Source organism: Leptospira ryugenii, from assembly GCF_003114855.1.
Lineage (GTDB): Bacteria > Spirochaetota > Leptospiria > Leptospirales > Leptospiraceae > Leptospira_A > Leptospira_A ryugenii.
The window spans coordinates 45,954-69,534 of the sequence record NZ_BFBB01000008.1 but is presented as its reverse complement, the minus strand read 5'-3'; the positions used below and the strand labels follow the sequence as shown (position 1 = coordinate 69,534).

At 39.0% G+C, this 23,581-nt stretch carries 22 protein-coding genes; 9 read left to right on the top strand and 13 right to left on the bottom strand.

Annotated features, from left to right (window positions below):
• Window positions 1–133 precede the first annotated feature (133 nt).
• Together DI060_RS12910 and DI060_RS12905 are read left to right on the top strand one after the other, a co-directional pair.
• Window positions 134–940 carry a dienelactone hydrolase family protein gene (locus DI060_RS12910; protein ID WP_108977293.1) on the top strand — a complete coding sequence of 269 codons (807 nt, stop codon included), beginning with the start codon at window positions 134–136 and terminating at the stop codon, window positions 938–940.
• Between the two features lie 82 nt (window positions 941–1,022).
• Window positions 1,023–2,978: an acetoacetate--CoA ligase gene (locus tag DI060_RS12905; protein ID WP_108977291.1), complete on the top strand. Its 1,956-nt coding sequence runs from the start codon at window positions 1,023–1,025 to the stop codon at window positions 2,976–2,978.
• A 36-nt stretch (window positions 2,979–3,014) separates the two neighbouring features.
• Here DI060_RS12905 and DI060_RS12900 read toward each other — a convergent pair whose 3' ends face one another.
• Entirely contained in the window at window positions 3,015–3,803 is a 789-nt protein-coding gene (locus tag DI060_RS12900) for a sterol desaturase family protein (protein WP_108977289.1), read from the bottom strand.
• 103 nt (window positions 3,804–3,906) lie between these two features.
• On the opposite strand from DI060_RS12900, the gene DI060_RS12895 reads away from it, so the two are divergent.
• Genes DI060_RS12895 through DI060_RS12885 form a run of 3 tightly spaced genes read left to right on the top strand, consistent with a single transcriptional unit; the run spans window position 3,907 to window position 7,179 of the window.
• Window positions 3,907–5,238: an MFS transporter gene (locus tag DI060_RS12895; RefSeq protein ID WP_108977286.1), complete on the top strand. Its 1,332-nt coding sequence runs from the start codon at window positions 3,907–3,909 to the stop codon at window positions 5,236–5,238.
• A gap of 10 nt (window positions 5,239–5,248) precedes the next feature.
• Window positions 5,249–6,316, top strand: a complete 1,068-nt coding sequence (locus tag DI060_RS12890; RefSeq protein WP_108978110.1) for a glycoside hydrolase family protein — start codon at window positions 5,249–5,251, stop codon at window positions 6,314–6,316.
• Window positions 6,313–7,179 carry a pirin family protein gene (locus tag DI060_RS12885; RefSeq protein WP_108977283.1) on the top strand — a complete coding sequence of 289 codons (867 nt, stop codon included), beginning with the start codon at window positions 6,313–6,315 and terminating at the stop codon, window positions 7,177–7,179. Before DI060_RS12890 ends, DI060_RS12885 begins: the two co-directional genes overlap by 4 nt.
• Here DI060_RS12885 and DI060_RS12880 read toward each other — a convergent pair.
• From DI060_RS12880 to DI060_RS12870, 3 genes are read right to left on the bottom strand one after another with little or no spacing between them, the layout of a single operon-like run.
• A complete protein-coding gene (locus DI060_RS12880; RefSeq protein ID WP_108977281.1) occupies window positions 7,176–8,186 on the bottom strand; it encodes a type I phosphomannose isomerase catalytic subunit in 1,011 nt (336 codons plus the stop codon). The genes DI060_RS12885 and DI060_RS12880 overlap by 4 nt on opposite strands.
• A gap of 24 nt (window positions 8,187–8,210) precedes the next feature.
• On the bottom strand, window positions 8,211–8,906 hold the full coding sequence (locus tag DI060_RS12875; protein ID WP_108977279.1) for a J domain-containing protein: 696 nt from the start codon (window positions 8,904–8,906) through the stop codon (window positions 8,211–8,213).
• Window positions 8,907–8,912: 6 nt separating this feature from the next.
• Window positions 8,913–9,635: an LIC_12936 family protein gene (locus tag DI060_RS12870; RefSeq protein ID WP_108978109.1), complete on the bottom strand. Its 723-nt coding sequence runs from the start codon at window positions 9,633–9,635 to the stop codon at window positions 8,913–8,915.
• Window positions 9,636–9,757: 122 nt separating this feature from the next.
• Here DI060_RS12870 and DI060_RS12865 point away from each other — a divergent pair, with 122 nt between their 5' ends.
• Entirely contained in the window at window positions 9,758–10,102 is a 345-nt protein-coding gene (locus tag DI060_RS12865; RefSeq protein ID WP_108977277.1) for an STAS domain-containing protein, read from the top strand.
• Window positions 10,103–10,116: 14 nt separating this feature from the next.
• On the opposite strand, the gene DI060_RS12860 is transcribed toward DI060_RS12865, so the two are convergent.
• Window positions 10,117–10,734 carry an LIC10729 family protein gene (locus DI060_RS12860; protein WP_244594396.1) on the bottom strand — a complete coding sequence of 206 codons (618 nt, stop codon included), beginning with the start codon at window positions 10,732–10,734 and terminating at the stop codon, window positions 10,117–10,119.
• Between DI060_RS12860 and DI060_RS12855 the strand changes: the two genes are divergently transcribed.
• Window positions 10,721–11,656, top strand: a complete 936-nt coding sequence (locus tag DI060_RS12855; protein ID WP_108977275.1) for a bifunctional riboflavin kinase/FAD synthetase — start codon at window positions 10,721–10,723, stop codon at window positions 11,654–11,656. The genes DI060_RS12860 and DI060_RS12855 overlap by 14 nt on opposite strands.
• Here the strand turns inward: DI060_RS12855 and DI060_RS12850 are convergent.
• From DI060_RS12850 to DI060_RS12825, 6 genes are all read right to left on the bottom strand, one after another.
• Window positions 11,639–12,409 carry a hypothetical protein gene (locus tag DI060_RS12850; RefSeq protein WP_108977272.1) on the bottom strand — a complete coding sequence of 257 codons (771 nt, stop codon included), beginning with the start codon at window positions 12,407–12,409 and terminating at the stop codon, window positions 11,639–11,641. The genes DI060_RS12855 and DI060_RS12850 overlap by 18 nt on opposite strands.
• A 3-nt stretch (window positions 12,410–12,412) precedes the next feature.
• Window positions 12,413–13,927, bottom strand: coding sequence for a rod shape-determining protein RodA (rodA, locus tag DI060_RS12845; RefSeq protein ID WP_108977270.1), 1,515 nt, complete (start codon window positions 13,925–13,927; stop codon window positions 12,413–12,415).
• Window positions 13,927–15,864, bottom strand: coding sequence for a penicillin-binding protein 2 (gene mrdA / locus DI060_RS12840; protein WP_108977268.1), 1,938 nt, complete (start codon window positions 15,862–15,864; stop codon window positions 13,927–13,929). Before mrdA ends, rodA begins: the two co-directional genes overlap by 1 nt.
• Window positions 15,861–16,376 (bottom strand): rod shape-determining protein MreD, encoded by a 516-nt coding sequence (mreD, locus tag DI060_RS12835; protein ID WP_108977266.1) that lies wholly within the window; start codon window positions 16,374–16,376, stop codon window positions 15,861–15,863. The genes mrdA and mreD overlap by 4 nt, the downstream gene beginning before the upstream one ends.
• Window positions 16,373–17,515, bottom strand: a complete 1,143-nt coding sequence (gene mreC, locus DI060_RS12830; RefSeq protein ID WP_108977264.1) for a rod shape-determining protein MreC — start codon at window positions 17,513–17,515, stop codon at window positions 16,373–16,375. The genes mreD and mreC overlap by 4 nt, the downstream gene beginning before the upstream one ends.
• 167 nt (window positions 17,516–17,682) lie before the next feature.
• Window positions 17,683–18,330, bottom strand: coding sequence for a hypothetical protein (locus tag DI060_RS12825; RefSeq protein WP_108977262.1), 648 nt, complete (start codon window positions 18,328–18,330; stop codon window positions 17,683–17,685).
• A 110-nt stretch (window positions 18,331–18,440) separates the two neighbouring features.
• Between DI060_RS12825 and DI060_RS12820 the strand changes: the two genes are divergently transcribed.
• Window positions 18,441–19,157: a lysophospholipid acyltransferase family protein gene (locus DI060_RS12820; protein ID WP_108977260.1), complete on the top strand. Its 717-nt coding sequence runs from the start codon at window positions 18,441–18,443 to the stop codon at window positions 19,155–19,157.
• On the opposite strand, the gene DI060_RS12815 is transcribed toward DI060_RS12820, so the two are convergent.
• Entirely contained in the window at window positions 19,154–19,924 is a 771-nt protein-coding gene (locus tag DI060_RS12815) for a 1-acyl-sn-glycerol-3-phosphate acyltransferase (protein ID WP_108977258.1), read from the bottom strand. The genes DI060_RS12820 and DI060_RS12815 overlap by 4 nt on opposite strands.
• A gap of 170 nt (window positions 19,925–20,094) precedes the next feature.
• On the opposite strand from DI060_RS12815, the gene DI060_RS12810 reads away from it, so the two are divergent.
• Window positions 20,095–22,335, top strand: a complete 2,241-nt coding sequence (locus DI060_RS12810; RefSeq protein WP_108977256.1) for a hybrid sensor histidine kinase/response regulator — start codon at window positions 20,095–20,097, stop codon at window positions 22,333–22,335.
• Between the two features lie 53 nt (window positions 22,336–22,388).
• On the opposite strand, the gene DI060_RS12805 is transcribed toward DI060_RS12810, so the two are convergent.
• Window positions 22,389–23,474 (bottom strand): DUF7955 domain-containing protein, encoded by a 1,086-nt coding sequence (locus tag DI060_RS12805; RefSeq protein WP_108977254.1) that lies wholly within the window; start codon window positions 23,472–23,474, stop codon window positions 22,389–22,391.
• Window positions 23,475–23,581: the final 107 nt, after the last annotated feature.

Sequence of the window (23,581 nt, the reverse complement as noted above, 5' to 3'; positions counted from 1 at the left end):
CTACTTTTTCGTTTTTGGTCATTTTTTTTTCCAAATAAAAACTCAATTCTGGAGGAAAGACTCGGTTTTTTCCAATTGTATATAATGGCATGCAATCCAATGTTTGAGAAAGTTGTATTGTGACAGGAGAAATATGAAAAAACTAATCACATTTGCGGTATTACTTTTTGTATATGAGTGTTCTTCAACACCTTCCGTAAATCTTTCCATCAAAGATTCCATTGAAGGTAAATCGATAGAGTACAAATTGGATGGAAAAACCTACGAAGGATTTTTGGCCGTCGATAAGTCTATCACTGGTAAAAGACCAGGGATTCTTGTGATCCATGAATGGTGGGGATTGAATGATTATCCTAAGCAAAGAGCAAAACAATTAGCCGATCTCGGTTATGTTGCCTTCGCAATGGATGTCTATGGAAAAGGAATTGTTGCGGAAGATCATAATGAAGCAGGAAAACTTTCGGGAGCCAATAGTGATCCCAAGGTTCTTTTGAAAAAAATCAATGAAGCTTTAAAAATTCTAAAAGCCGATCCAAATGTTGATCCTACAAAAATTGGTGCCATAGGTTATTGTTTTGGTGGCAAAGCAGTCATAGAATTAGCATTAGATGGACAAGAGTTGAAAGGTGGAGTTGTCTCCTTCCATGGGATTTTAAGCAGCAAAAATCTAGTAGCAGGTGCAAAAAAAGTAAAAACAAAGATGTTAATCCATCATGGCGCTGCTGATACGTTCACGCCAAAAGATGCGGTCGATCTCTTTGTGAAAACATTAAATGATGCAAAGGCTCCTTTACAATTTGTGGTTCACCCTGGTGCAGACCATGGATTTACCGTACCATCTGCAAGTAGCAGAAACATTCCAGGATTAAGTTATAACAAAAAAGCTGACTACGCCTCTTTTGAAAGTATGAAGGCGTTTTTTGCAGAAAACTTTAAATAAGTTTCGGTTTTGTGGTGAGGTTTTTTCTTCACCACAAGTATTCCTACTTGCATCATGAGAATTTTTTCTTTCCATTGATCGCATGAAACCTTCCCAAGTCCTTTGGAATCCCCAAAATCAATCCAACCAGATGATGGACATTCAAAAATCCATAGAAGCAAAGGAAAAGATAAGCTTTGCTTCATATGAAGCATTTCATACCTGGTCAGTAGATCATATAGAATTATTTTGGAAGTATTTTGCTGACTTTGCTCAGGTTAGATGGCGAAAAAAAGGAACAGAAGTTCTTTCGCATTCTAATACATTTTGGAATCACCAATGGTTTCCCGGTAGCCAAATCAACTTTGCAGAGAATTTACTGGAACGAGGAAATAGCCAATCGGTAGCCATTCATTTTAGACGAGAGGATGGCGTAAGTCAGAGTCTTACCTATGCAGAACTGAAACAAATGGTAATGAACGTCTCTTCTCTTTTCAAACAGTTAGGAGTACAAAAAGGAGATAGAGTCTGTGGTCTTGTACCTAACTCTCCTATTGCAACGATTGCAATGCTTGCTGCAACTTCTTTAGGTGCAGTTTGGTCGAGTGCATCTCCTGATTTCGGAGCCAAAGGTATTTTGGATCGATTTGAACAGATTGAACCAAAAGTGATGATTACAATCGATGAGTATCTCTTTAAAGGAAAGAGAATCTCTATATTGGACAAAGTTGTCGAGGTATCCCAAAGGCTTTCTTCTAGAGGCAAAAATTATAAAGCAACGATCATCAGTTCCTTTTTAGGAGAACGGATTGATGTAAATGGGATCGCTTTACCCTTGTTATGGGAGGAGATTCCACAATCATCGGATGCATTGGCTTACGAACCCATCTATTTTTCGGATCCTGTGTATATTATGTTTTCATCCGGGACGACTGGCCTGCCAAAATGCATTGTACAGGGACCAGGAGTCTTACTCAATCAAATGAAAGAATTAATGTTGCATTGCGACATAAAGTCTCGTGATCGATTCTTTTATTATACTACATGTGGATGGATGATGTGGAATTGGTCGCAAGCAGTTCTGTCTCTGGGTGCCACATTGTACCAGTTTGATGGAAATCCATTCCACGAAACTTGGCGAGATCTTTGGGCTTGGTTAGACCAAGAACAGGTGAACATTTTTGGAACGAGTGCTAAGTATCTTTCCGTCTTAGAAGGAGAAAAGGCAAAGCCAAAGTCAGAATTTTCTCTTTCCTCTTTGCGCCTTTTATTGTCCACTGGGAGCCCCTTGTTTGCTTCCGGTTTTCGATATGTATATGATTCGATCAAAGCAGATTTACACCTAGCCTCGATTTCTGGTGGTACTGACTTAAATGGTTGTTTTGTGTTGGGAAATCCAAATTTGGCCGTGTATGAAGGAGAGATACAATGCGCTGGACTTGCCATGGATGTACAAATTTATTCAGAATCTGGCGAGGCGATATCCTCGGAGAAGGGAGAACTCGTTTGTAGACGACCTTTTCCGAGTATGCCACTCTACTTCTGGAATGATCCCGATTCATCCAAGTACAAACAAGCTTACTTTGATCGATTTACAAACATTTGGTGCCATGGAGACTTCGCGGAAAAAACAAACCAAGGTGGTTATATCATATACGGTCGGTCGGATGCTACCTTGAACCCAGGTGGTGTGCGGATAGGAACTGCTGATATTTATTCAGTTTTGGAAACCATCCCAGAAGTTAAGGATTCTGTTATCATCGGGCAAGATTGGAATGACGATGTAAGAGTTGTTTTATTCGTGAAGTTGGTGCATCCAAACATCTTGGATGAGGCTCTCAAAAGAAAGATACAAACTTTGATCAGAGACCAAACCTCACCCAGGCATGTCCCTCAAATCATTTTAGAAGTTCCAGATGTACCGTATACCATTAATGGCAAAAAAGTTGAGTTAGCTGTAAAACAAATCGTACAAGGCATAGAAGTGAAAAATAGAAACGCATTGGCAAATCCGGAATGTTTAGTTCACTTCGCCAATCGTTTGGAGCTACAGAAATAGCTCTTTGTTAAAAATGCGATGCATCCTAAACAATTTTTATTTTGGTAAGAAGAGTGGTTTTTCAGTGATCCTTTCAAACTCTTTGGCATACTGGTTATGGTTAGTTTTGAACAACTTATCCCACCAATTGAAATAGAGTCCATAATTGCACTGGAAATAGCGATGGTGCATATTGTGGTGGGTTGTTGTGTTGTTCCAGTTAGTGAGAGGATTGCGGACAAAACCTTTTGGGTACAACTCTATAGACAGATGTCCTAGCACATTCAAGAAAGTCATAAACAACAGAAAGATAAAAATTGCTAGGCCATGGACTGGCATGATGAGCACTACCAAAGGTACAATGCCTGCTTCAATGACCGCCTCATAGGGATGGAAGGCAAAGGCAGCCCAAGGAGAAGGGTTGGTAGACCTGTGGTGGACTTCGTGAACATATCGATAGATGGAGCGATGGTGCATCAAACGGTGTGTGAGATAAAAATATGCATCGTGGATCACAATCATCGCTATGATTGAAAAAAGAAAATACGGCCATCCAAAGTCTGAAATATTTTTATAAATCTTTGTGTAACCAGCACTCTTTGCCCAAAAAATTCCCACACCGACCAGACCAAAAATTACCATTGTGGAAAGAGAGAATTTGATTTCTGTTCTGATTTTCTGGAATTCTGGAAGTTTTGCTTGGATGATGCGATGAGAGATCCTCTCCCGCAATTTCTTCCAAAAAACACCATAGGCAATGCCTGCAAAGAGGAAGTATCTAAGAGTGACAACTGTCGTGCCCATTAGAAAAATGCCGAGGGATTTAAGAAAAAAATCTTGGTCCATGATTGATTATACCATGTATCAGAAAATAAAATGTAAAATCATTTTTTTACGGTACTCCGATTGGACTTGACGTTTTCTTCGCAACCAAGATTCTCTTGAGGTCATGTTACAAGTCCTAACCAATTGGTTTTCACCAGCAAAGCCAATCCCTGAAAAATCTAAAGAAGCCATAGACCGAGACTATCCTGGGTTTCGATTCCGTGTACTAGAGTCTACCTTCTTAGGTTATACTACATATTATTTGGTGCGCAATAACTTCTCCCCAGTATCAAAGGAGTTAGGAGAGGCCTTAAGTTACACAAAACAAGACATAGGCGATATATTAGCTGTAACTGCACTTACCTATGGGATTGGAAAATTCCTAATGGGTGCTCTTTCTGATAAATCAGACCCGCGAAAGTTTATGTCTGTTGGTTTAGGAATTACTGCCGTCTTAAACTTTGCATTCGGTTTTGCAGACTCCTATTGGCTTCATATTTTTTTATGGGGATTGAATGGACTTGTGCAAGGGATGGGTTGGCCACCTTGTGGTAGGTCCCTTGGCCATTGGTATTCGGTGAGTGAACGAGGAAAGGTATTCGCATTTTGGAATATCGCTCACAACGTAGGGGGTGGTTTGGTGGGAGTCATTGCCTCCCATTCCGCAGCCAACTTTGGCTGGCAATATGCATTTTTTGTTCCCGGATTGATCGCTCTATTTGGTTCGGTTTATTTGTTTTTTCGATTGGTAGACACTCCTCAATCTGTAGGTTTACCTCCTATCGAAGCATATAACAATGATTATCCCAAAAATCACCAATCAGGTCATGAAGGCAAACATGAACAAGAACTTAGCTTTCGACAACTAATCATTGCAAATGTTCTCTTAAACAAATTCATTTGGCTTTTTTCTGCGATCAATTTTTTTGTCTATATCATTCGCTATAGTTTAATTGATTGGGGGCCTACATATCTCAAAGAAGTAAAGGGAGCCAACATCACAGATGGAGGATATTCCACTTTGATTTTGGAGTTTGGAGGTATCGGAAGTACTCTTCTTATGGGTTGGATATCGGATAAGGCGGGGGGTAGAAGGGGGATGGTGAGTTTAATCTGCATATTACCCATTTTGTTTGCATTTTTAGGAATCATATACAATCCACCAGGCCGAATTTGGCTGGATTTTACTTTGTTTGGACTCATAGGATTATTCATATATCCACCAGTCATGTTGTTAGGTGTAGCTGGATTAGATTTTACTTCAAAAAAAGCGGTTGGCACTGCAGCAGGTTTTATCGGTTTGTTTGGCTCCCTCGGTAGAACTGCACAGGGCAAAGGATTGGGTTATTTAGTAGAGCATTATTCTTGGAATGTTGGTTTATCTGCAATCGTTGTCTGTACATTAATTGCCATTGCTTTGTTGGCCTTCACCTGGAACTTAAAACCAAGAGCATAATTTGTTTGGAATGCCATTGTCAAAAGTGAAGCAAAATATACCGATCAAAACCAATATCTTCTGGAAATTATACCAAGAAGATCCTCTCCTAAAGCCTAGATTCCCTTCGCCAATCCTTGCAGATCCGAGTTTTCTGTTTCCGGAGACTACACTGGATCACAAGTGGCATTTGGTTGCGCATGATATTTTTGGGATTTTACATTATCATTCAGAAAACGGAATTGAGTGGTCAAAACCAAAACGGCTGTTATTCCATGGTATGCGTCCTTTTTTGTTTCAGGAACGTAGTACGTACTATCTGTATTTTGAGAAATACAAGCCATTTCATGTTTTAATGTCATGGTTCCCATTTCGAAAGTGGGAATCTGAGATTATGGTTATGACAAGCAAAGACTTAAAACATTGGGATACTCCCAAAACACTTTTGAAACCATCAAAACCATTTCATTCGGATTCCAAATGGGGTAATTCTGTGAGTAATCCATGTTTGGTGAAGGTCTCTGATGAAAAGTATCGATTGTACTATTCCTCTTCTTTGGCTTATGTGACTGATTGTGGATTTTGTGAGCCCAAACATATCTCTGTGGCAGAATCGGAAAACCCTCTTGGTCCGTTTCGAATATTTTCGCAACCTATCTTCTCTCCGATGGAATCTGACATGTTTTGTAATGTAGCGGCAGGCTCAATAAAAGTCCTCCAATGGAGGGATCGATTCTTTGGATTTCAGAACGGTATTTATTGGAATGAGGAAGAAAAAAAATCTGGGTCTGCCATCCTTTTTTTACAGAGTGAAGATGGTCTAAATTGGGAGAGAATCAATTCTATTCCAATCCTTGGACCGAATGGACGAGGTTGGAAAGGTAGTCATATCTATGCCTGTGATGTGAAGTTTTCGGAAGCAGAGAAACTATTTATCCTATATTTTAATGCCAGAGATAAAGCGCATTGGACCCAAGGAAAAGAAGCAATCGGCTTGTTTGTCGGAAAAGTAGAGGAGATTTTTAAAACAAACCAAACAAGGCCCAAAGCAAAGGCAAAGCCTAAGGCAAAGAAAAAAATGAAAGGCAAACGCAAATGAATCGAATAGTATTGAAAGGCCATGCAAAAGATTTGGGAGACCATTTTATCATCAAACGTGTATTACCTGCCATGGAAAAAAGGAGCATCGGCCCTTTTGTTTTTTTGGATCACTTCGGACCTAAAAAAATGGAACTTGGCAATGAGATGGTCGTAAGATCTCACCCACACATTGGATTGGCAACGATTACATTTCTCTATAATGGGCTCATCCACCACCGCGACAGCTTAGGATTTTCACAGTTGATTCGGCCCTATGAAACCAACTGGATGGTTGCGGGCAAAGGAATAGCTCATAGTGAACGTTCCGAAAGAGACCCCAATAGTGATCTTCTGGAGGGTTTACAAACTTGGATTGCTTTACCAAAGGACAAAGAAGATATAGAGCCTAGTTTCCAACACATTGGCAAGGCGGAAATTCCGAAACTCGAAGATGAGAAGAGCACCATATATGTCTTAGGTGGGGAATTTCAAAACATGACCTCAACCGCAGTTACCCACAGCGAGCTTATCTATGTAGACATTCAAATAAAAATAGAGTCCTCCTCTTACTCTTGGTCCATCAATCCTTCCTATGAGTCTGGCATCTATGTTTCTAAAGGTAAGATCCAAGTCGGTGACCGCATAATACAGGAAGGTGAGTTGGTCTACTTCGAGGTAGGAGAGACAATTTCCTTTCAAAGTTTAGAGCCAAGCAGATTGATGTTGTTAGGTGGCAGACCTCTGGCTGAACGTAGACACATTTGGTGGAATTTTGTATCTACTGATCAAGAAAAGATAGAACGAGCAAAAGAACTTTGGGCAAAGGATCTCTTTCCAAAAGTTCCTGATGAAGTGGATCGTATCCCTTTACCAGAACATTAATCCCAGTTCACAAAGTCAGTTCCTGAGCCCATAAAGGCAAGTTCTGTCTTTGGCTCAGTCAGTAGGATTTCCTCGTTCTCAAATGCCTTTGCCGTGATCAAAAAGGTATCTCCTGCTTGGAATCTTTCCCCTGTATCGACTTTTATGAGAGCACCTGATTTCACATAAACTATGCCAAAACTAACTGGGTTTGAGAGAGGACGCAAGCAAAGGAACTGTGCCTGCGGAAATTCCCAAGATTCCAGTCTAAACTTATCGTTTGATGTAAAGACTGATCGTTTCCATGGAGAGAAAGAGATGAGTTTTGCTATTTGCTTTTCAGAAGAATCCGACTGGGAAAAATTCAAAACATCGAGAGCCTTTTTTAAATGCAAAGACCTTGGTTTGCCATCATCACCTAATCTTCCATAGTCGTAAACTCTGTAGGTTGAGTCGGAGGATTGTTGTACTTCCAATAACAAAACACCTGCTCCGATGGCATGGATGGTGCCTGGTTCCAATAGAAAAACATCTCCAGCTTTTACCTTCCATCGACGGAGGGGTTCCTCTCCATTGTTTTGCAGTACTAAAGACTCATACTCATTTCGTTCTAGAGTCCTAGAAAAACCAACCACCAATTCTGCACCAGGCTCAGCCGATAGTACCATCCAACATTCTTTTTTGCCCGATGAACTAGGATCGTAAGTCTCTGCGTAGGCATCATCTGGGTGAACTTGAACAGAAAGTTTATCATTTGCATCAATGATTTTGACAAGGAGTGGAAAAGGTTTGTCGATAAAAGTAGCGCCTAACACCTCTTTAGGAAACTGTTTATACAATGCATTGAACGAGATCGAATCTGCGTTGGAGATACGAGACTGGTCATCGCCATAATCAGAAAGTTCCCAAGACTCTCCAATTTTGCCCGCAGGAATGTTCCGTTTGAGGCTTGCCTGTAAGCGCCTGCCTCCCCAAATCTTTTCCTTATAAATGGGTATAAATCTGAGTAGAGATGGGAATGAGCTCATGGTTTCCGTTATCGCCTTTTTTATTTAGACTGCAAGGGATAATTTGGAGGTCACATGGAGTTTGACACGTAAAATTTTTTTCTTAAAGTGTGTGTAAGAATCAGGCCTAAATTTTGAGAGATCAAACTCATAAATTCTTTGGTTTTGAATCGTGCTAGGAGGGAATTCAACTGTCAGATTACGCGAGCTTTTATAGCTGCCGGCTCCGTCGCAACCTGGGCAATGTGGGTCTCCGCCCATACAAGTTTGGCATACGATCCGTACGGTTAAAGGGATTTGAGCAATGATGGTTCTCATTGATTCGTTTTTCTTTATCTTTATCAATATATCGTAATTGATACCGGTAATTTTTTTACGGTCTCGATTTCGAAACCCCTTCCTCATTAAACCTTTTCTGGCCAATTCCAAAATTCCGTTGCCAAGTTGTATCCGAGAAGGTGGAAGAATAAACGGTTTTTGTTTGCTTAATTCATTTTGTATGAATTGAATGGCTTTGGATTTTTTAAAGGCCTCATCATATTCTTTTCTCAGCTCAGTAGATAAGGTTTTGTAAGCGGTTAATAAAAATTTGAACTGGTTCTCTGAACCAGTTCCTTTTACATCGGGGTGGTAGATCTTTGCGAGTCTGCGAAAGTTGGATCGAATCTCTTCCGCAGTTGCACCAAATGGGAGTTCTAATGCTTCGTAGTAATCAGGTATTTTTGGAGTGTTACCAAACATACCTAATTAAGGTTCTTGGAAATCCCCTCCAAAGGTAACTTCTAGAATTGAATCATCAACCTCTCTAGCCTCCAGTTTTCCCTTTGACATAATGTATCTATCAATTGCTCTTAATACTTCGATTTGTCTATCTCGGTATACGGTTGCTAAGCGCAATCTTTCCCAGGGACTTTGGATTTTTTCGAACTCATATGTTCTTGTAACGTCTTCATAAATAGTAACAGTTCGTACGGACAATACAAGACCTTTTAGTCCACCAGCTGTTGCCGAGTTTTTGAGATCTCGATAAGTTGTAACTGGTTCTTTGTTTTTTGTTGTAAGCGATTTTCTTGACCAAAAGCTTAACTCATCCAAAGAGAAGCCACCGCCTTCGGCACCACCGCCACCTTTCAATTTCATGACAAAACGAGTGTGGAGCACATAACTTGGTTCATGAGGCAATTTGATTTCGCGTGCATAGCTCACCTGCCCATACCTAGAGTCCTTAATGCTTTTTTCAAAATTGAGAAATTTCAATTTTTCATTGATCTGAGCATTGTATTTATCAATATCTTTTGCCAACTCGTCTATCCGTGCTTTTTGAGCTGGGTTATAAGGAATGATAGCTATGCTACCATCGGCATTCAATCGGAAGGGGTCTGCCTGGCTGACATTTTTATTTTCATCATCGGCAGCATATACACAAACCGAGCTAATGATACATAGGAATAGAGTGATGAGTGCTCGCATAATTTCTCCCAGAAATTTGATCTCTATATCTATTTTCGACTTTTGAAGTGAAATCATTAATTTCATTAAAAATAAGGTTGAATAAAAATAAAGAAATCAAAAGCTGTAGGTGAACCCTTCCTATGGAAATCACCCTGAAAAAAAGTTCAGATGCTCACGTTGTCAGCATATCTGGTAGTTTAGACATCTATACTTCCTTAGATTTTAAGAACTTTTTAGAGACAAATATACCACAATCAGGCTCTGAACCTTTGCATGTTGTGGTGAATTTGGAAAAGTTGAATTACATTGACTCCTCTGGCATTGGTATGCTCATCAAGCAGCTGAATTATGTCCAAGAACTGAAGGGAAAGTTTTCGATCGCGAACATGAAGCCTGCCATTGAGAAGGTTTTTAAAGTTGCAGGCCTCACGAGTTATTTCCAAACCATCAACGAAGAAGAATTCCGTTCAAAATACGTAAGTTAATCTGAGTTCGGCTTCTATCGATTCCTGTTTTTGACCAGACAAGCATCCCAAATCCCCCAAAACCTTCCAACTTCGTTTTGGCTTGGGATAAGTTCTATCTCCAAACGACTGCCGATAAAATCTTGTGAGTCTACTTCGATCTCAACAGGATTTTGAAATTCCTTGGACTTTCCCCAGAAGATTTCCTTTCGAACCTTTCCTTTCAGTAGTATGGCCAATCTACGGTTTTGCGCATGTGCCTGCTTCAGAGGGATAAATTTGGTCAGATCTAAGTAGAGGTACAAAGCACCACCCGTATAGTTTTCTTTTTCGAGAAAGAAACGTAGACCAGTTTCTGGAACCATTCTAGCAACTTGGTTTTCCAAAGAATAGAAATTGGAATCAGGTTCGAGTTCATAGGACTGGTACAAAGCCCAGGTGCGGAGTTCAGGGTAGGTAGCGATGTCTTCAGGTAGCAAACCCTCTTCCCAGGCAAAGTCGATCGCTGAACCTATTTTTTTTGGTGCTTCCCATGTTTCCGCTAGCAAGAGGGAGGAGAAAAAGATTGCCGAGATGAGGACTGACTTTACTTTCAAAGGAAACACCTGTCCTAAATGTCGGTCAAAAAGAAACTGAGCCTTGAAAATTATCAATTCACTCTCCGAACTAAGCAATGATTTTCCAATGGGATCCTCGCTCACCTTGGGGAACTTTGATGGCATTCACTTGGGACACCAGTCTCTCTTACAGAGAACAGTAACAGAAGCCAAAGCTAGGCAAATTCCTTCCGTTGTCGTGACATACTTTCCCAATCCAGCCGTAGTTCTTGGCAAGCGTGAAAACTTCAAATACCTCAGCTCACAATCGATCAAAACCCAATTAATCGAATCCTTTCAAATCGACTATCTGATCGAATTACCATTCACTGAATCTCTTTCTAAGATGAGTGCGGAAGCATTCTTAGAGGATATCATCATCGGTCAATTGCATGCTAAGTACATTGTCATCGGATACAATCATTTCTTTGGAAGCAATCGTAGAGGTGACTACCAACTTCTAAAGGATAACGCAAATAAGTATTCATACGATGTCGAACTCCAAGAAGCGGTTTCCTTAGAAGGAGAAAAAATTTCCAGCTCTTACATTCGGAAAAAGATAGAATCAGGAGATCTTAGAACGGCAAACGAGCTATTGGGTAGGACCTTTTTTTTAGAAGGTCGGATCATGGAAGGACAGAAAAGAGGAAGAACCATTCAATACCCAACTGCCAATTTAGAAATTCCTACTGATGTGATTTTACCTGCCATTGGTGTGTATGCTTGTTATACGCATGTCCAAGGAAAGAAATTTCCATCGATGGTAAACGTTGGCCTAAATCCAACTTTTGATGGCCAAACAATCCATATTGAATCGCATATATTTGATTTTTCGGGAGATATTTACGGCGAAACTATGCAGATTCATTTTGTGGAGAAAATTAGAGACGAAAAAAAGTTTGATGGAATCGATGCATTGCGAGGCCAACTTGCTCTGGATGAAAAAAATTCCAGAGAAATACTAAGTAGATCGAATTAAGTGGTAGTATCTTCCAGCTCGTTTGATTTTTCCTAAAATCATTTTATGTGAGCTAGTTTTTTCTAATAAGGACTCTATCGTTTTATGGGAGACCGCCCAATCTTCTAAAAGTTCATCGAAATAAAATGCTTCCATCTTCTGCTCTGCATTGGTAATCAATAGTACGTTCTTCTTTTGCTTTGATTTGTCTTGGTCATCGATTGCAAATCCCTTTCCGGGAAACAAGGGTATTTTCCTTCCATTTAAAACAATATGTGATTTGTATGCTGGAATTTGTCGGAGAATTTTAAAGCTTTGGTATGGTAATAAGAAGAGTACACCATCAGTTTTAAAAATTGTATACCGAGTTTTATGCTTTAGATCTTGAGTGGGAAGTTCCGGATCGGCTTTTTGTAAATTCTTTGCAACTTTTGCAATACGATTCTTTAAGGCTGAATCTAAAAATTCAATGCGATCTTCATTGCGAATTTTCTCTAAAGTATGGTAGATACCATCAAACTCATCTTTTGCATAATGTTTTTTAATTTTTAAGGCGTGAATAAGTGCATCTAGCTTTTTCACCCTTTGGAGAAAGTAAGTGGAATCATTTTGATCTGCTATTTCTTTCATCTTAAGCAGAGAATGATCTATCTTTTGAAATAGAGGATCGGTTTCCATGATCATTTTTTCTAAATCAATCACAGCTTGTTCGAGTCTGATTTTCTCTGTGAAAAAATCCTTACTCTGGGTTACTTTTTTTAGAGGACTTGACATACATTAGTTTGCGAATTTTCTCTTCTTAATGGAAAGAATGATCCCAACAGCGATCATTGCCATTACCAAGTGAGATCCACCATAACTCATAAAAGTTAGCGGAACACCCGTTACGGGAAGCAAACCGATCACAATCCCAACATTGATGGCAATGTGGAAAAAAATCATTGCCACAATACCAGAAGCAAGCAAGGAACCAAATCTATCCTTACTTTCAAAGCTGATCTGCAATCCTCTTAACGGAATGGACATCAGAAAGAATAGAAGAAGCACACTACCGATAAAGCCAGTCTGTTCTGCCCATGAAGCAAATATAAAATCTGTTCCTGCTTCCGGAACATGAGGTACGCGTCCTTCTGTCATTTCACCATTGAATAGGCCTTTTCCAAAGATCTTACCCGAACCGACGGCAGGTTTTGAGGCACGAAGTTGGTAACCCGCACCTTGTTTGAACTGGTCTGGATTCAAAAAAGCGGTCAAACGAATGACCTGGTTTTCTCGGAATGGAATGGATTTGTGAACCGCCATTGCAGACAAGATAGAGATTCCTAGTATGCCGATAGGGATGTAATATTGCCGAATGGTTTTTGATCCTTGTGTTATCCTTATCCCAATCATTACAAGACTGACAAGTAAAAGGATGACTCCAAAACCAATCATAAAAACTTCGTTAGATAAAATTTTAAATCCAATGCTTCCGTACTCATCTTTCACTGATTCCGCTGCTTCGCGAATCAGTTGTAAATTTTTTTGGTTTTGGAAACCAGGGATATCAAAGCCAGGTACTTTTTTTCCTTCGAGGATTGGCCAAATCTTACCTTGCACTTGGCTAACCAAAGAGACCAGCTCGACTTTGTTTTCCTTTCTGAGAAGATCGATAAGCGGTTGCACCAAGGTGAGTTTATAGTATGCCAAATACATCGGGACCATGAGGGAGATTCCACCAAAAGTAAGCAATGAGCCAACGTGTAAAATATCCGCTCCGCCTAAATATAACATGGTAAATAACATTGGTAAAAATGAAACAGCAGTTCCAAAGTCTGGTTGTAAAATGATAAATAACATGGGAACCAAACAGATAATGAAAGGTACAACAAGCACGGTAATTTTATGCATCTCTTTCTCTTTCAACACTAAGTATTGGCCCAATAATATAACGGTAGCTAGTTTAGAAAACTCAGATGCTTGTAGCGTGATGGGTCCTAATTTTAGCCAAGACCTTGCACCACGACCAGAAGGTAAATAGCCGATGCCAGGAATGAGAGTTAGGATAAGCAAAATGATCGAAAGCAAATAAATAGAAAGTGCATAAGATCCAATCAACTGATAGTTGATTCTAGACATAAACCACATTCCTGCAAGTCCTACAAAGAGAAATATAAATTGTTTGTACCAGCGGCCTAAACCATCTGCCGTATTTGCTTCTTGGGTGTACAATGTCAGAACACCTGCTAAACCAACAATACAAACTGAAAAGATCAAAAAGTAATCTAACTTTTCTGTATTTCTTTCGGCCATTAAAATGCCTCCTCTTCCACAGGCGCCTCTTCCTCCATAGTTCTTACTTTTGATCGATCCGTTTTTGGGAAAGATCCAGGTGGAAAGGCTGCTTTAAAAATTTCTCTCGCGGCAGGTGCGGCAGAAGCTGCTCCTCCAACGCCATACTCTACGAAGGTAGCAACTAATATTTGTTTTTCGGGTGGTGCATTAAAAGGAGCATAACCTATGAACCAAGCATGATTTGAGGAGGAAGCACCTCTGCGTCTTGTTTGTGCAGTTCCCGTTTTTCCTGCTACTTCAGGGAGACTTGGAATGTTTAATACACCAGATGCAGTTCCAGAATATCCTACCAAATAAAGACCTTCTTTGATTGCTTCGATTGTGGATTTTTTTAGAGGTATATCTCTTAAAATGGAAGGCTGGGTTTTTTGTATGATGGAATTGTCCAATGGACTTCTAATTTCGGAAACTATATAGGGTTTATAGATTTTACCATTGTTTATGATCGCCATAAAAAAGAGTGCCATCTCAATGGGAGTGACAGAAATAAATCCCTGTCCTATTGAGAGATTGACAGTGTCTCCATCAAACCATTTGTTTCCATAGGTTCTTTTTTTCCATTCTGAACTTGGTATAAACCCAGTGATTTCACCCGGAAGTTCAATTCCTGTTTTTTTGTCCAAGCCGAAAAGTCTAGAATAAGCTAATATTGGTTCTGCGCCTAATTTATATCCTAATTGGTAAAAATAAACAGAGTTTGATTTTTCAATCGCTTGTGCTAGGTTTAACTCACCGTGATTTTTTTTATCCCAATTGTAAAAGACCTGATCAGGTACACCTTTGAAGGTAGATTTTAAAGTAAAACTCGCGGGACAACTAAATGTTCCTTTCGGATCATAATTGATTTTGTGTTCACTTTCCATTGCTGCCAAAGCAACTAACACTTTAAATGTGGAAGCAGGTGGAAATTTAGATTGTATGGCTAGGTTTAAAAAACCACCATTGTTTTGAACCCTTGCAAAATGATTTGCTCGTTCTTGTTTATTTTTTCCTGATAGGAGATTTGGGTCATAGGAAGGATTTGAAGCCATTGCTAAAATCTCTCCCGTTGTTGGTTTGATCGCAATAACTGTGCCTCTCACACCTTTTAAGGCGCGATAGGCGGCAATTTGTAGATCACGATCTATGGTTAATATGAGATTGTTCCCAGGTATCGAATGTTCAATCACCCGCTCTTCTTCAATATTACCTTCTGTATTTCGTTTTTGGATTCTGAAACCATCTTGGCCTCTAAGAATTGTATCAAATTGTGATTCTATCCCTCCTTTGCCCACCAATTGGTATGATTTGATTTCTTTTTCTTGGATATCAGAGGTAGATGGTTTGCCAACGTAACCAGAGACATGTGCGAGAGCCGGGCCCATATGATAGATTCTGGCTGGTGAGGAAACGAGATAGACATAGCGGTTAATATTGTCTAAAACAAGAATTCTTTCTTGTTGGTCTCTGGAGATACCTTCTAAAAGTACAAATGGTTCTCTGGAACGGATTTTTTTGATCAGACGATTTTCTTGAAGATCCTTTTCGTAATATGCAAGTGGTATCGAAAGTGATTCACAAAATTTATAAATAAATTCTTTTACTTTTTTGGGATCATTCTTAAGTAAACTTGTATTCAAAATTACATCCAATGATGCTGAGTTTGATACCAATGGTTGAGATGTTTCTGGTGTGATAAAGTTGCGATCAAAGATCTGCCCTCTGTCAGCAGGTATGGACTCACTTCTACGAACAAAGCGTTCGGCTTTTAGGGAGTTTTCACTTCCTTGCACAACTTGCAAATTGAAAAGTTGAAAGATATATGCAGTCAGAGTGAAAACGATCATCCCTGTAAAGAAATACAATCGTCTTCGAAATGAGTTTTCTAATCTAAACTCGGTAGCGGAACCACTCATTGACGAACCTCATCATGTTCAAGTCGATAGGCCAAAGTTAAAAGAAAAAACATAGCTGGCCCTATGAATGCATTGTAGATTGAAACATATAAAAACGAATAACTATGGTTAGAATGGAAAAATAACCAGAAAAGCAAATAAGTTAATATTCTAGAAAGAATAGTGAAACCAAAAACATAGATCGTTGTTGAAACATAATTTTCCGTATAGGCTCCTCTTGCTACTTTCCCTACCAAGTAACCGGTGATCGCATATGAAAAAGAATGTAAACCAATCTTGTAATAAATCAGATTGTCTGGTCCTATTTCTCCACCTAAGGCAGTATCAGCGAGTAATCCACCAAAAAAACCTAACCAGAGTCCATAAAGCCCACCTTTTCTAAAGGCAAAAAAGATGACAAAAATAATCATGAAGTCAGGGCGAATCGCATTTCCTAACTCAAACAAATTTGACCCATTTAAAAAATGAGCGAGTAACATACCGAAGATGATAAATACTTTTTCGAGAATCATGGATTTGCCTCCACTGGTTCCTCTTTAGGAGCAATTGGATTTTCTTGGCCGTTCTCGGGTTTCAATGAAGGTTTGTTGTTTAGCGGATTTAAGCTCTTCTTAGGAGTTTGTTGGTTTTTCTGGTTATAATCTTTTTCTCTGGGAAAATCAATCTCACCAAAGTACGGCCCGTCAATTTGGATCGTCTTTTCCGCTGGCCACTCTTCTCGCCATTTTTCTGGGAGTTTTTTGATCACAACGACATTCAGGAGTTTATCAAATTCCACGAAGGGGCGCACAAAGGCTGTTTTAAAGGACCCATTCCTCGGCCCCTCTTCGATGATGATCCCGACAGGGATTCCAGAGGGATATACGCCCGATCCGCCAGAACTGAAGACAGGCTTTCCGATTTTGCTAAAGCCTTCTGTAAAGTAGGTGTTGCTTGTTCCAGGAGGAGTTGGGCCCATGGGAAAACTTCCAATGGCTTTTGGGTCAATGACAATCCCTGAGTCAATGTAATCCAAAAGAACATCCGTCCCCCTCCCGCTATTGCCTGAAAGAGAGGCCCAGAGATTGGTTCCAGGGACGGAAACACCCATAGAAAAATTGGAATTGATTAGAGGTTGGACTACGGCAGATCCTTTGGAAACGGCGATGATCTTTCCGACGAGTGCCTCGGCAAAGCGGCCTTTCTCATCGAGAGCCCTCGCGACGACTGGCATATAAGGCTTAATCCCAACTTCCGACCCTTTATTGATGATGATGGTCCGATAAATGGAGTTGAGCCGAACGCTAAGCACCTCTGCCCGTACAGCAGGGTAATCAGAACGAAGAGGAAAATTCAGTTCTTGCCGAAGGATATCATTCTCAGCTTTGAGGCGGTCGATGTCCTTTGCCATTTGTCGGTATTCTTCCATGACGTTTAAACAGGAATCGCGTTCTTCTCTCACACGTTCAAAGGATTCGAGTTTATTGTAAGAACTTTTGATTAAGCTGCCCAAAGAATCAAACGAACCTGAAAAAAAATCACCGACTCCTTGGAAGGTAGCAATCCCCCGCACCATAAAATTCCCATTCCAAATGAGGGAGGTAAAGGAGAAGACCAGCACAAATCCCAGAGACAGCGCTTCCGCATTTTTACTAAATCGGTTCCAGATCATGGATATTATGTCACATGAAATCTAGGGGCTGAGAAAAATTCAACAAGTTATCTAAATCGGCTGGGAATCCAAGGGATCATCATTAATGCGAAGATGAGAGGTTTCCTTACTTTCTTGGAGTTTTAGGCCTGTCCCTTGGCTATGGCAGAGGCAAGATTGACGATCTACTAACCAAGCTGTCCTGTTGGGATAAAAGCAATATGGTTGTGGGAAATTTTTTTACTTTTTCCTTGGAATCTTTGGATGCCAACTCCCTTTCGGTAAACGATGGCTTCCATCTTTCCATTTTGTGGAAGTTTATGGAATTTTTTTCCTTTGATCGAAAGTACAATCTGTTCACTTGATCTGGTTGTTACTTTTGCCAATCCAGAATTTGACTGCGATCGATAGGCAATCATTTCTTTCTCTTGGAGTTCAAATGGACTTTTTAAAGGATAGGAATCGATGGAGCTATTTTGGAAATGTAAGAGATGAATTATTTCTAAATAGGTATCGGAATGGCCATCATCTAAATTTGCGAAATAGTGAAATAACAAATGAAATAGCTGCTCTTTTGAATCGAAAATAGTTTCTTGTTGTTTTAACTTAAGCCTAAAGAAAAAAAGATGTAGTATCTTTTTTTGACTTAGCTTTAATCCTCGTTTTGTGGCAAGTATACTTAAACGAACCCAGTTTTGCCTGGCATTATGGTTTCTTCTGGAAAGATAGCCTAAAAATTGAATCAAAAAATAAATAATCAGAATAAAGAACAAGAATTGAATAAGTGTTTCTGTGCCGGACTTAGGCCAGATCCATATTGCCTTTTCTGAATCCATAACTATTAGTCTATTCGGTAAGTTCCATGGATTTAAACACTTGATAACTTTGACCAAATTCGAAAATCTTTCCTAGAACTCATGATTCATGATAAAAGGTAAGGCATCTCATGTTCCGCACAATTTTATTCTACCTCTATTTTTTCATAAGAGGAGCTTTTAGTTTTATTGGAAGGGCAAAGGCAAAAAAGTTAAGTCTGAATTCCACCGAAGAGACTGATTGGCAGAAAAACAAAATACCAAGACAATGGGCGAGCACCTTACTTAAAATCGTTGGGGTAAAGGTCATTCCAAAGATAGAGACTAGCCCTCCATTTGGTGCCGTTTTATTTGTAGCAAATCATGAAGGAAATTTTGATATTCCCACCTTAATTTCTTCAGTACCAAAGCCATTTGGTTTTATTTCAAAGATTGAAGTCCTCAAAATTCCTGTGGTAGGATCTTGGATGAAAGTCATGCATTGTGTTTTTTTGGACAGAAAGAATCGGAGTGATTCTACCTTAGCGATAGAAACTGGTGTCAAAGTACTGAAAGAAGGACATTCACTTTTAATTTTCCCGGAAGGCACTAGGAGTAAAGGTGCAGGAATGCGGGCATTCAAAGCAGGAAGCTTTCGTTTAGCAATGGACTCTGGCGTACCGATAGTTCCAATTGCAATCAAAGGTACATCCAATATTATGGAAAAGAGTGGGATGATTTTACAACCTGCCTCTGTTCATGTGTCGATTTTGCCAGCAATTTACCCAGAAGAGTTTGCAGGGGTCTCGAGCAAGGATCTTGCATTGAGAGTAGAACAACTCATCAAAGAGGAATTAACCAAAATTTAATTTGGAAAGTACAGTGTGTCCAAATTTTCTTTCTTTTTTTTCATCATTTTTTCTGCACATTGGAGGTAAGATTCAAAGCTAGCATGTTCGCTCGCCTGGATTTTACCGCAGAAAGCTACATAGACTAGATTGTTCTTTCTAAAATGAATGAATTTGGTATCATCACTGAATTTCATCAATCCTCCGACGACAAAGATATCCAAATCTATTTGGAATTTATAGGCTATTTTCATGACTCCTGTCTCAAAAGGCAAAATTTCTTCTGAGTAGGTACGTTTTCCCTCAGGGAAAAGAAATATAGTTCTCCTTTCCAAAACGTACAAAACGTCCTTTTTAAAATTGCGAAAATTTGGTTTTTTTTCGGAATAGGTGACCGCTTCTACAATTCGTGCATGCATCATCAGCGGAATTAGTTTGTATCTTTGGATGATGTCACCTCCTAAATAAGAGAGATTCAAATTGGGAGTATGTTTTAAGTAAGGTAAACCAACGACTATCGGAACTTCAAGGGCATTGGTGTGGTTGCATATGATGAATTTTTTAGATTGCCCGGGCTCCCAATTGTCCAAATCACAAATGAGTTTTGTTCGTGTAAAAAAAAGGAACAGCCTTAACCAAGTGTACGCCAAATGATTATTGATTCGATTGGAGTAGAGATCATTTCCAAGAATTTTCAGTAAATAGGATAGGCACAAACCCAAAAAAAACTGAGGAAAGAGGAAGGGTATGGCATAACAGATGGTTAGATAAAAAGTTAATCGATTCATCGGTTATTCTATTGAACCAAAAAAATCTAGAAAATCAAGACGGATCTGGTCTTTTTCTTGGCTTTAGGTCAAATCTTTCGAGATAAATCATTTACATTCTTGTTAGATGATGCAATAATACAACACCATCACAGAACGATAGTTATCGATCTTTTGGGAGAGGACTACTTGTGGCAAAGTTAATAAAGAGCTTTCAAATTCAGATTACCTTTTTTGTCCTCTATATTGGGTTTGGAAAGCTATGCCTCAACGTATTCGCATTAGATGGTGCAAGCTCTCCGATTTGGCCCTCCGCAGGAATTGCACTAGGCTTTGTACTCGTCTATGGGAAAAAGGTCTGGCCAATCTTATTTTTTGCTTCTTTTCTCACCAACCTTAGCTTTGCATCTTTTCTGCACGCACAAGATATCCCATTCCATGAGTGGTCGCGGATTGGTTTTATTGCTTTTGGAAACACAATCGCCTCAATCATTGGTGGGCTAACTCTCCGGCGTTCTTTGGGACATAAACTTGATCTTTACCAAACAAAGGAGATGAAAAGGTTCTTTTTGATAACCGGCCCTATCACATCGGTTATGTCCGCTTCCATGGGAATATTTGCTCTCGTACTTTTTGATCATATCCAAGTTCAAGAAATATGGGATTCCTGGTTTCGTTGGTGTTTGGGTGATACGATTGGCATTTTGATCTTTACTCCTCTCACATTGTTTTATTGGAATTGGAGAAGGGGTGAAGAAACAGGAGAACGATTCGCATTTTACTTTGTCGCTTCTGCGATCTCGTTTCTTTTAAGTTTGTTGGTATTTTTCTACACTCGAACTTGGGAAAATGAATTTATACAAAATAGGCTTTCTTTTGAAGCAGAAAGGATCCAACAAATCATTGGTGAGCGATTTGAAGAACTAGGGCAACAAAGTACCAGGGACATTTTGGATAAAGATATGCTTGCTAGTACATTATGCATTCAGATAAAAGAAATAGTAGATAAACATAATATACTATTTGACTATAATTGTAATTCTGCTAATAATCCAATTTTTTCGGAATTTGAAAAATCGCTTAGCATACAATCAAAAGAATTCAATTTCCAATTAACCATCATTGCAACGAGAGCATTTTATCTAGTAAATATTTCTAGAGCATCAGAGGTTTTGCTTTTGTTTTCGTCCTTACTTTCAGGGCTTTTGGGTTTGGTAGTCATGATGATTTTAGGAAAGGAAAGAACCGTTGAATCTTTGGTAAAGGAAAGAACAAAAGAATTACAAGAGGCGAACCAAATCAAAACTCAATTCTTAGCAAATATGAGCCATGAAATCAGAACACCAATGAACGGCGTACTCGGTATGTTATCCCTTTTAGAGAGGACAACATTAGACAAGGAGCAAGAAGATTACCTCTTCCAAGCGAAAAAATCCATTTTATCTTTACTTACAATTATCAATGATATTTTAGATGTTTCTAAACTTGAATTTCAAAAAATAGAAATCAAAAAAGAACCCATTCAACTAAGTAGTCTATGTGCAAATTTACAGTTATTGTTTGAAGAGGAATCAAAGGAAAGAAATGTACATTTTCAAATTGAGATTCAAAAGGATCATTTTACAGAACCTTTACTTTTAGACGAAAGTCGCCTTAGGCAAGTACTCATCAATCTCATCAGCAATGCCTTTAAATTTACAAAGATCGGCTCAATACGATTGATTGTCAAAAGAGCCAAAGATCCAAGGTGGATCGAATTTTCCGTCAAAGATACGGGCATTGGAATATCACATGAGGACCAACATCGATTGTTTGAACGATTCACTCAATTGGGGACTTCAAGAACAAAGAAACAGGAAGGCTCCGGCTTGGGATTGTATATTTCCAAAGAACTTGTACACCTTATGGGTGGTGCTATTCGAGTCGAAAGTGAGCTAAAAAAAGGATCCACCTTTATTTTTACCCTTCCTTATGAGACTGCTCGGCGGGAGCATTCCAAAAGCTTAGGTTCGGTTGCACACAATACTTTAGAAAATTCAAAATTCCATTTGTTAATTGCTGAAGACAATCCTTTAAACCAAAAGTTTATCATGCGTATTTTAGAGAAGGAAAACTATACAGTTCATGTTGCAATGAATGGTAAAGAGGTGGTTCATCTATTGGATTTGGACGAATACCCATATGATCTCATCTTGATGGATATCCAAATGCCTGAAATGGACGGGATTGAGGCGACTCGTCAAATAAGGTCAAGAAAAGATAAATTTCAGAATATTCTAATTATAGCTGTTACAGCAAATAGTATGGAAAACCAAGTAAAAGAGTATTATGCTGCTGGCATGAATGCTTGTCTTAAAAAACCAATCATTGTTTCCGAATTGCTATCTACTCTATATTTATTTTTACATAAAGAAAATGATTTTGTGAATTAATAAATGAATCTAGAAAAACTAAATGCAATCATTCGCCTTTACTTGAGAGTAGGCTATTTTATTTTGCTTAACATTTGGTTGAAATAATCCTCATTTGAACTATAGGTTTCTAAAAATGCAGAGAAATTGATCACATGGTATTTCCCTGGTTCAATCTCCTTAATTCTATGAATCATGATGGTTGGCAATTTACTCTCTAAATCAAATACAATGTAAGAGACAGTTGTTTCTTTATCATTGATAGGATTAAAATATAATGAGATAGCTAAAAGCATGGGGGTAGAGTTAGCAATTTTTTGAGCAAAATCTAAACTCGACTTAATTTTTGCCTCTTTGGGAAGTTTCTTATTTTCCACAATTTCGATTCCAATTTGCGCATCTCTTTTTGAGTTCACCTCTAGCCAGAAGGTATCGTGGTAAAGTTTGTTTTTAGCATCTGCTAGGTGAGGTTTCCAGTTTTCGTCTAAGATTAGGGAATAACCCTGGCTTACAAAAACCTGTTCTGTTTTCGAAGGAACAGTAAATTTCGCGTTCTGGTTTTCTACAATCAAAGGAAAATCGAATTGGAAGAAGGAAGTATCATTCCCACTGACCATTCTACCCATTACAGCGATTTCATAATTTGGAGTTTCCGAATCTGTTTTTCTGGTGCTATATAAGTGAAAGAAGGGAATCTCTCTCCAAAAGGTATGCTCCAATGTATAGCCAAATTCTGGCCAAGGATCTTCAAACCGGTCCTTACCTTCCGTGAAGGAAGATTTATGTTTAAACTCTTGCGTTGCTATGTTTTGGAGATCTACAAATACATATTGAATGTCTTTTTCAAAGTTTCCCGAAATCAATTTAAGAGGTTTGAGTTCGAGATTGTTTTCTTTTTCCTCTATTTGGAATGTAATGGTCGTTTGTGATTTGTCTTTCAAATTGATTGTGCGGCAAATAAGAGTGCCATCAAAAAACTTTAAGATCCCAGTGAGTCGTTTCTGGTCTCCTCTTTTGTCCAGATAATAGATATATTGGCCAGGTTTTGTCTCCGGGAAATCATACTTCGTTTGGGCCGAAAGTGTTTGGAAGGGAAACCAGACAAAGAGCACAAATAAAAAAAGTCGATTGATGGTGAGTTGTAGATAGTTTCTGGACATAGAGCATGCAATAGGCTAACAAAAAAGCAATAAAATGCAACTGGAATTACATCAATATAAGGAAAATTAGGATGGGCTTACAGGGTCCACCATAAGATTTTCTACTT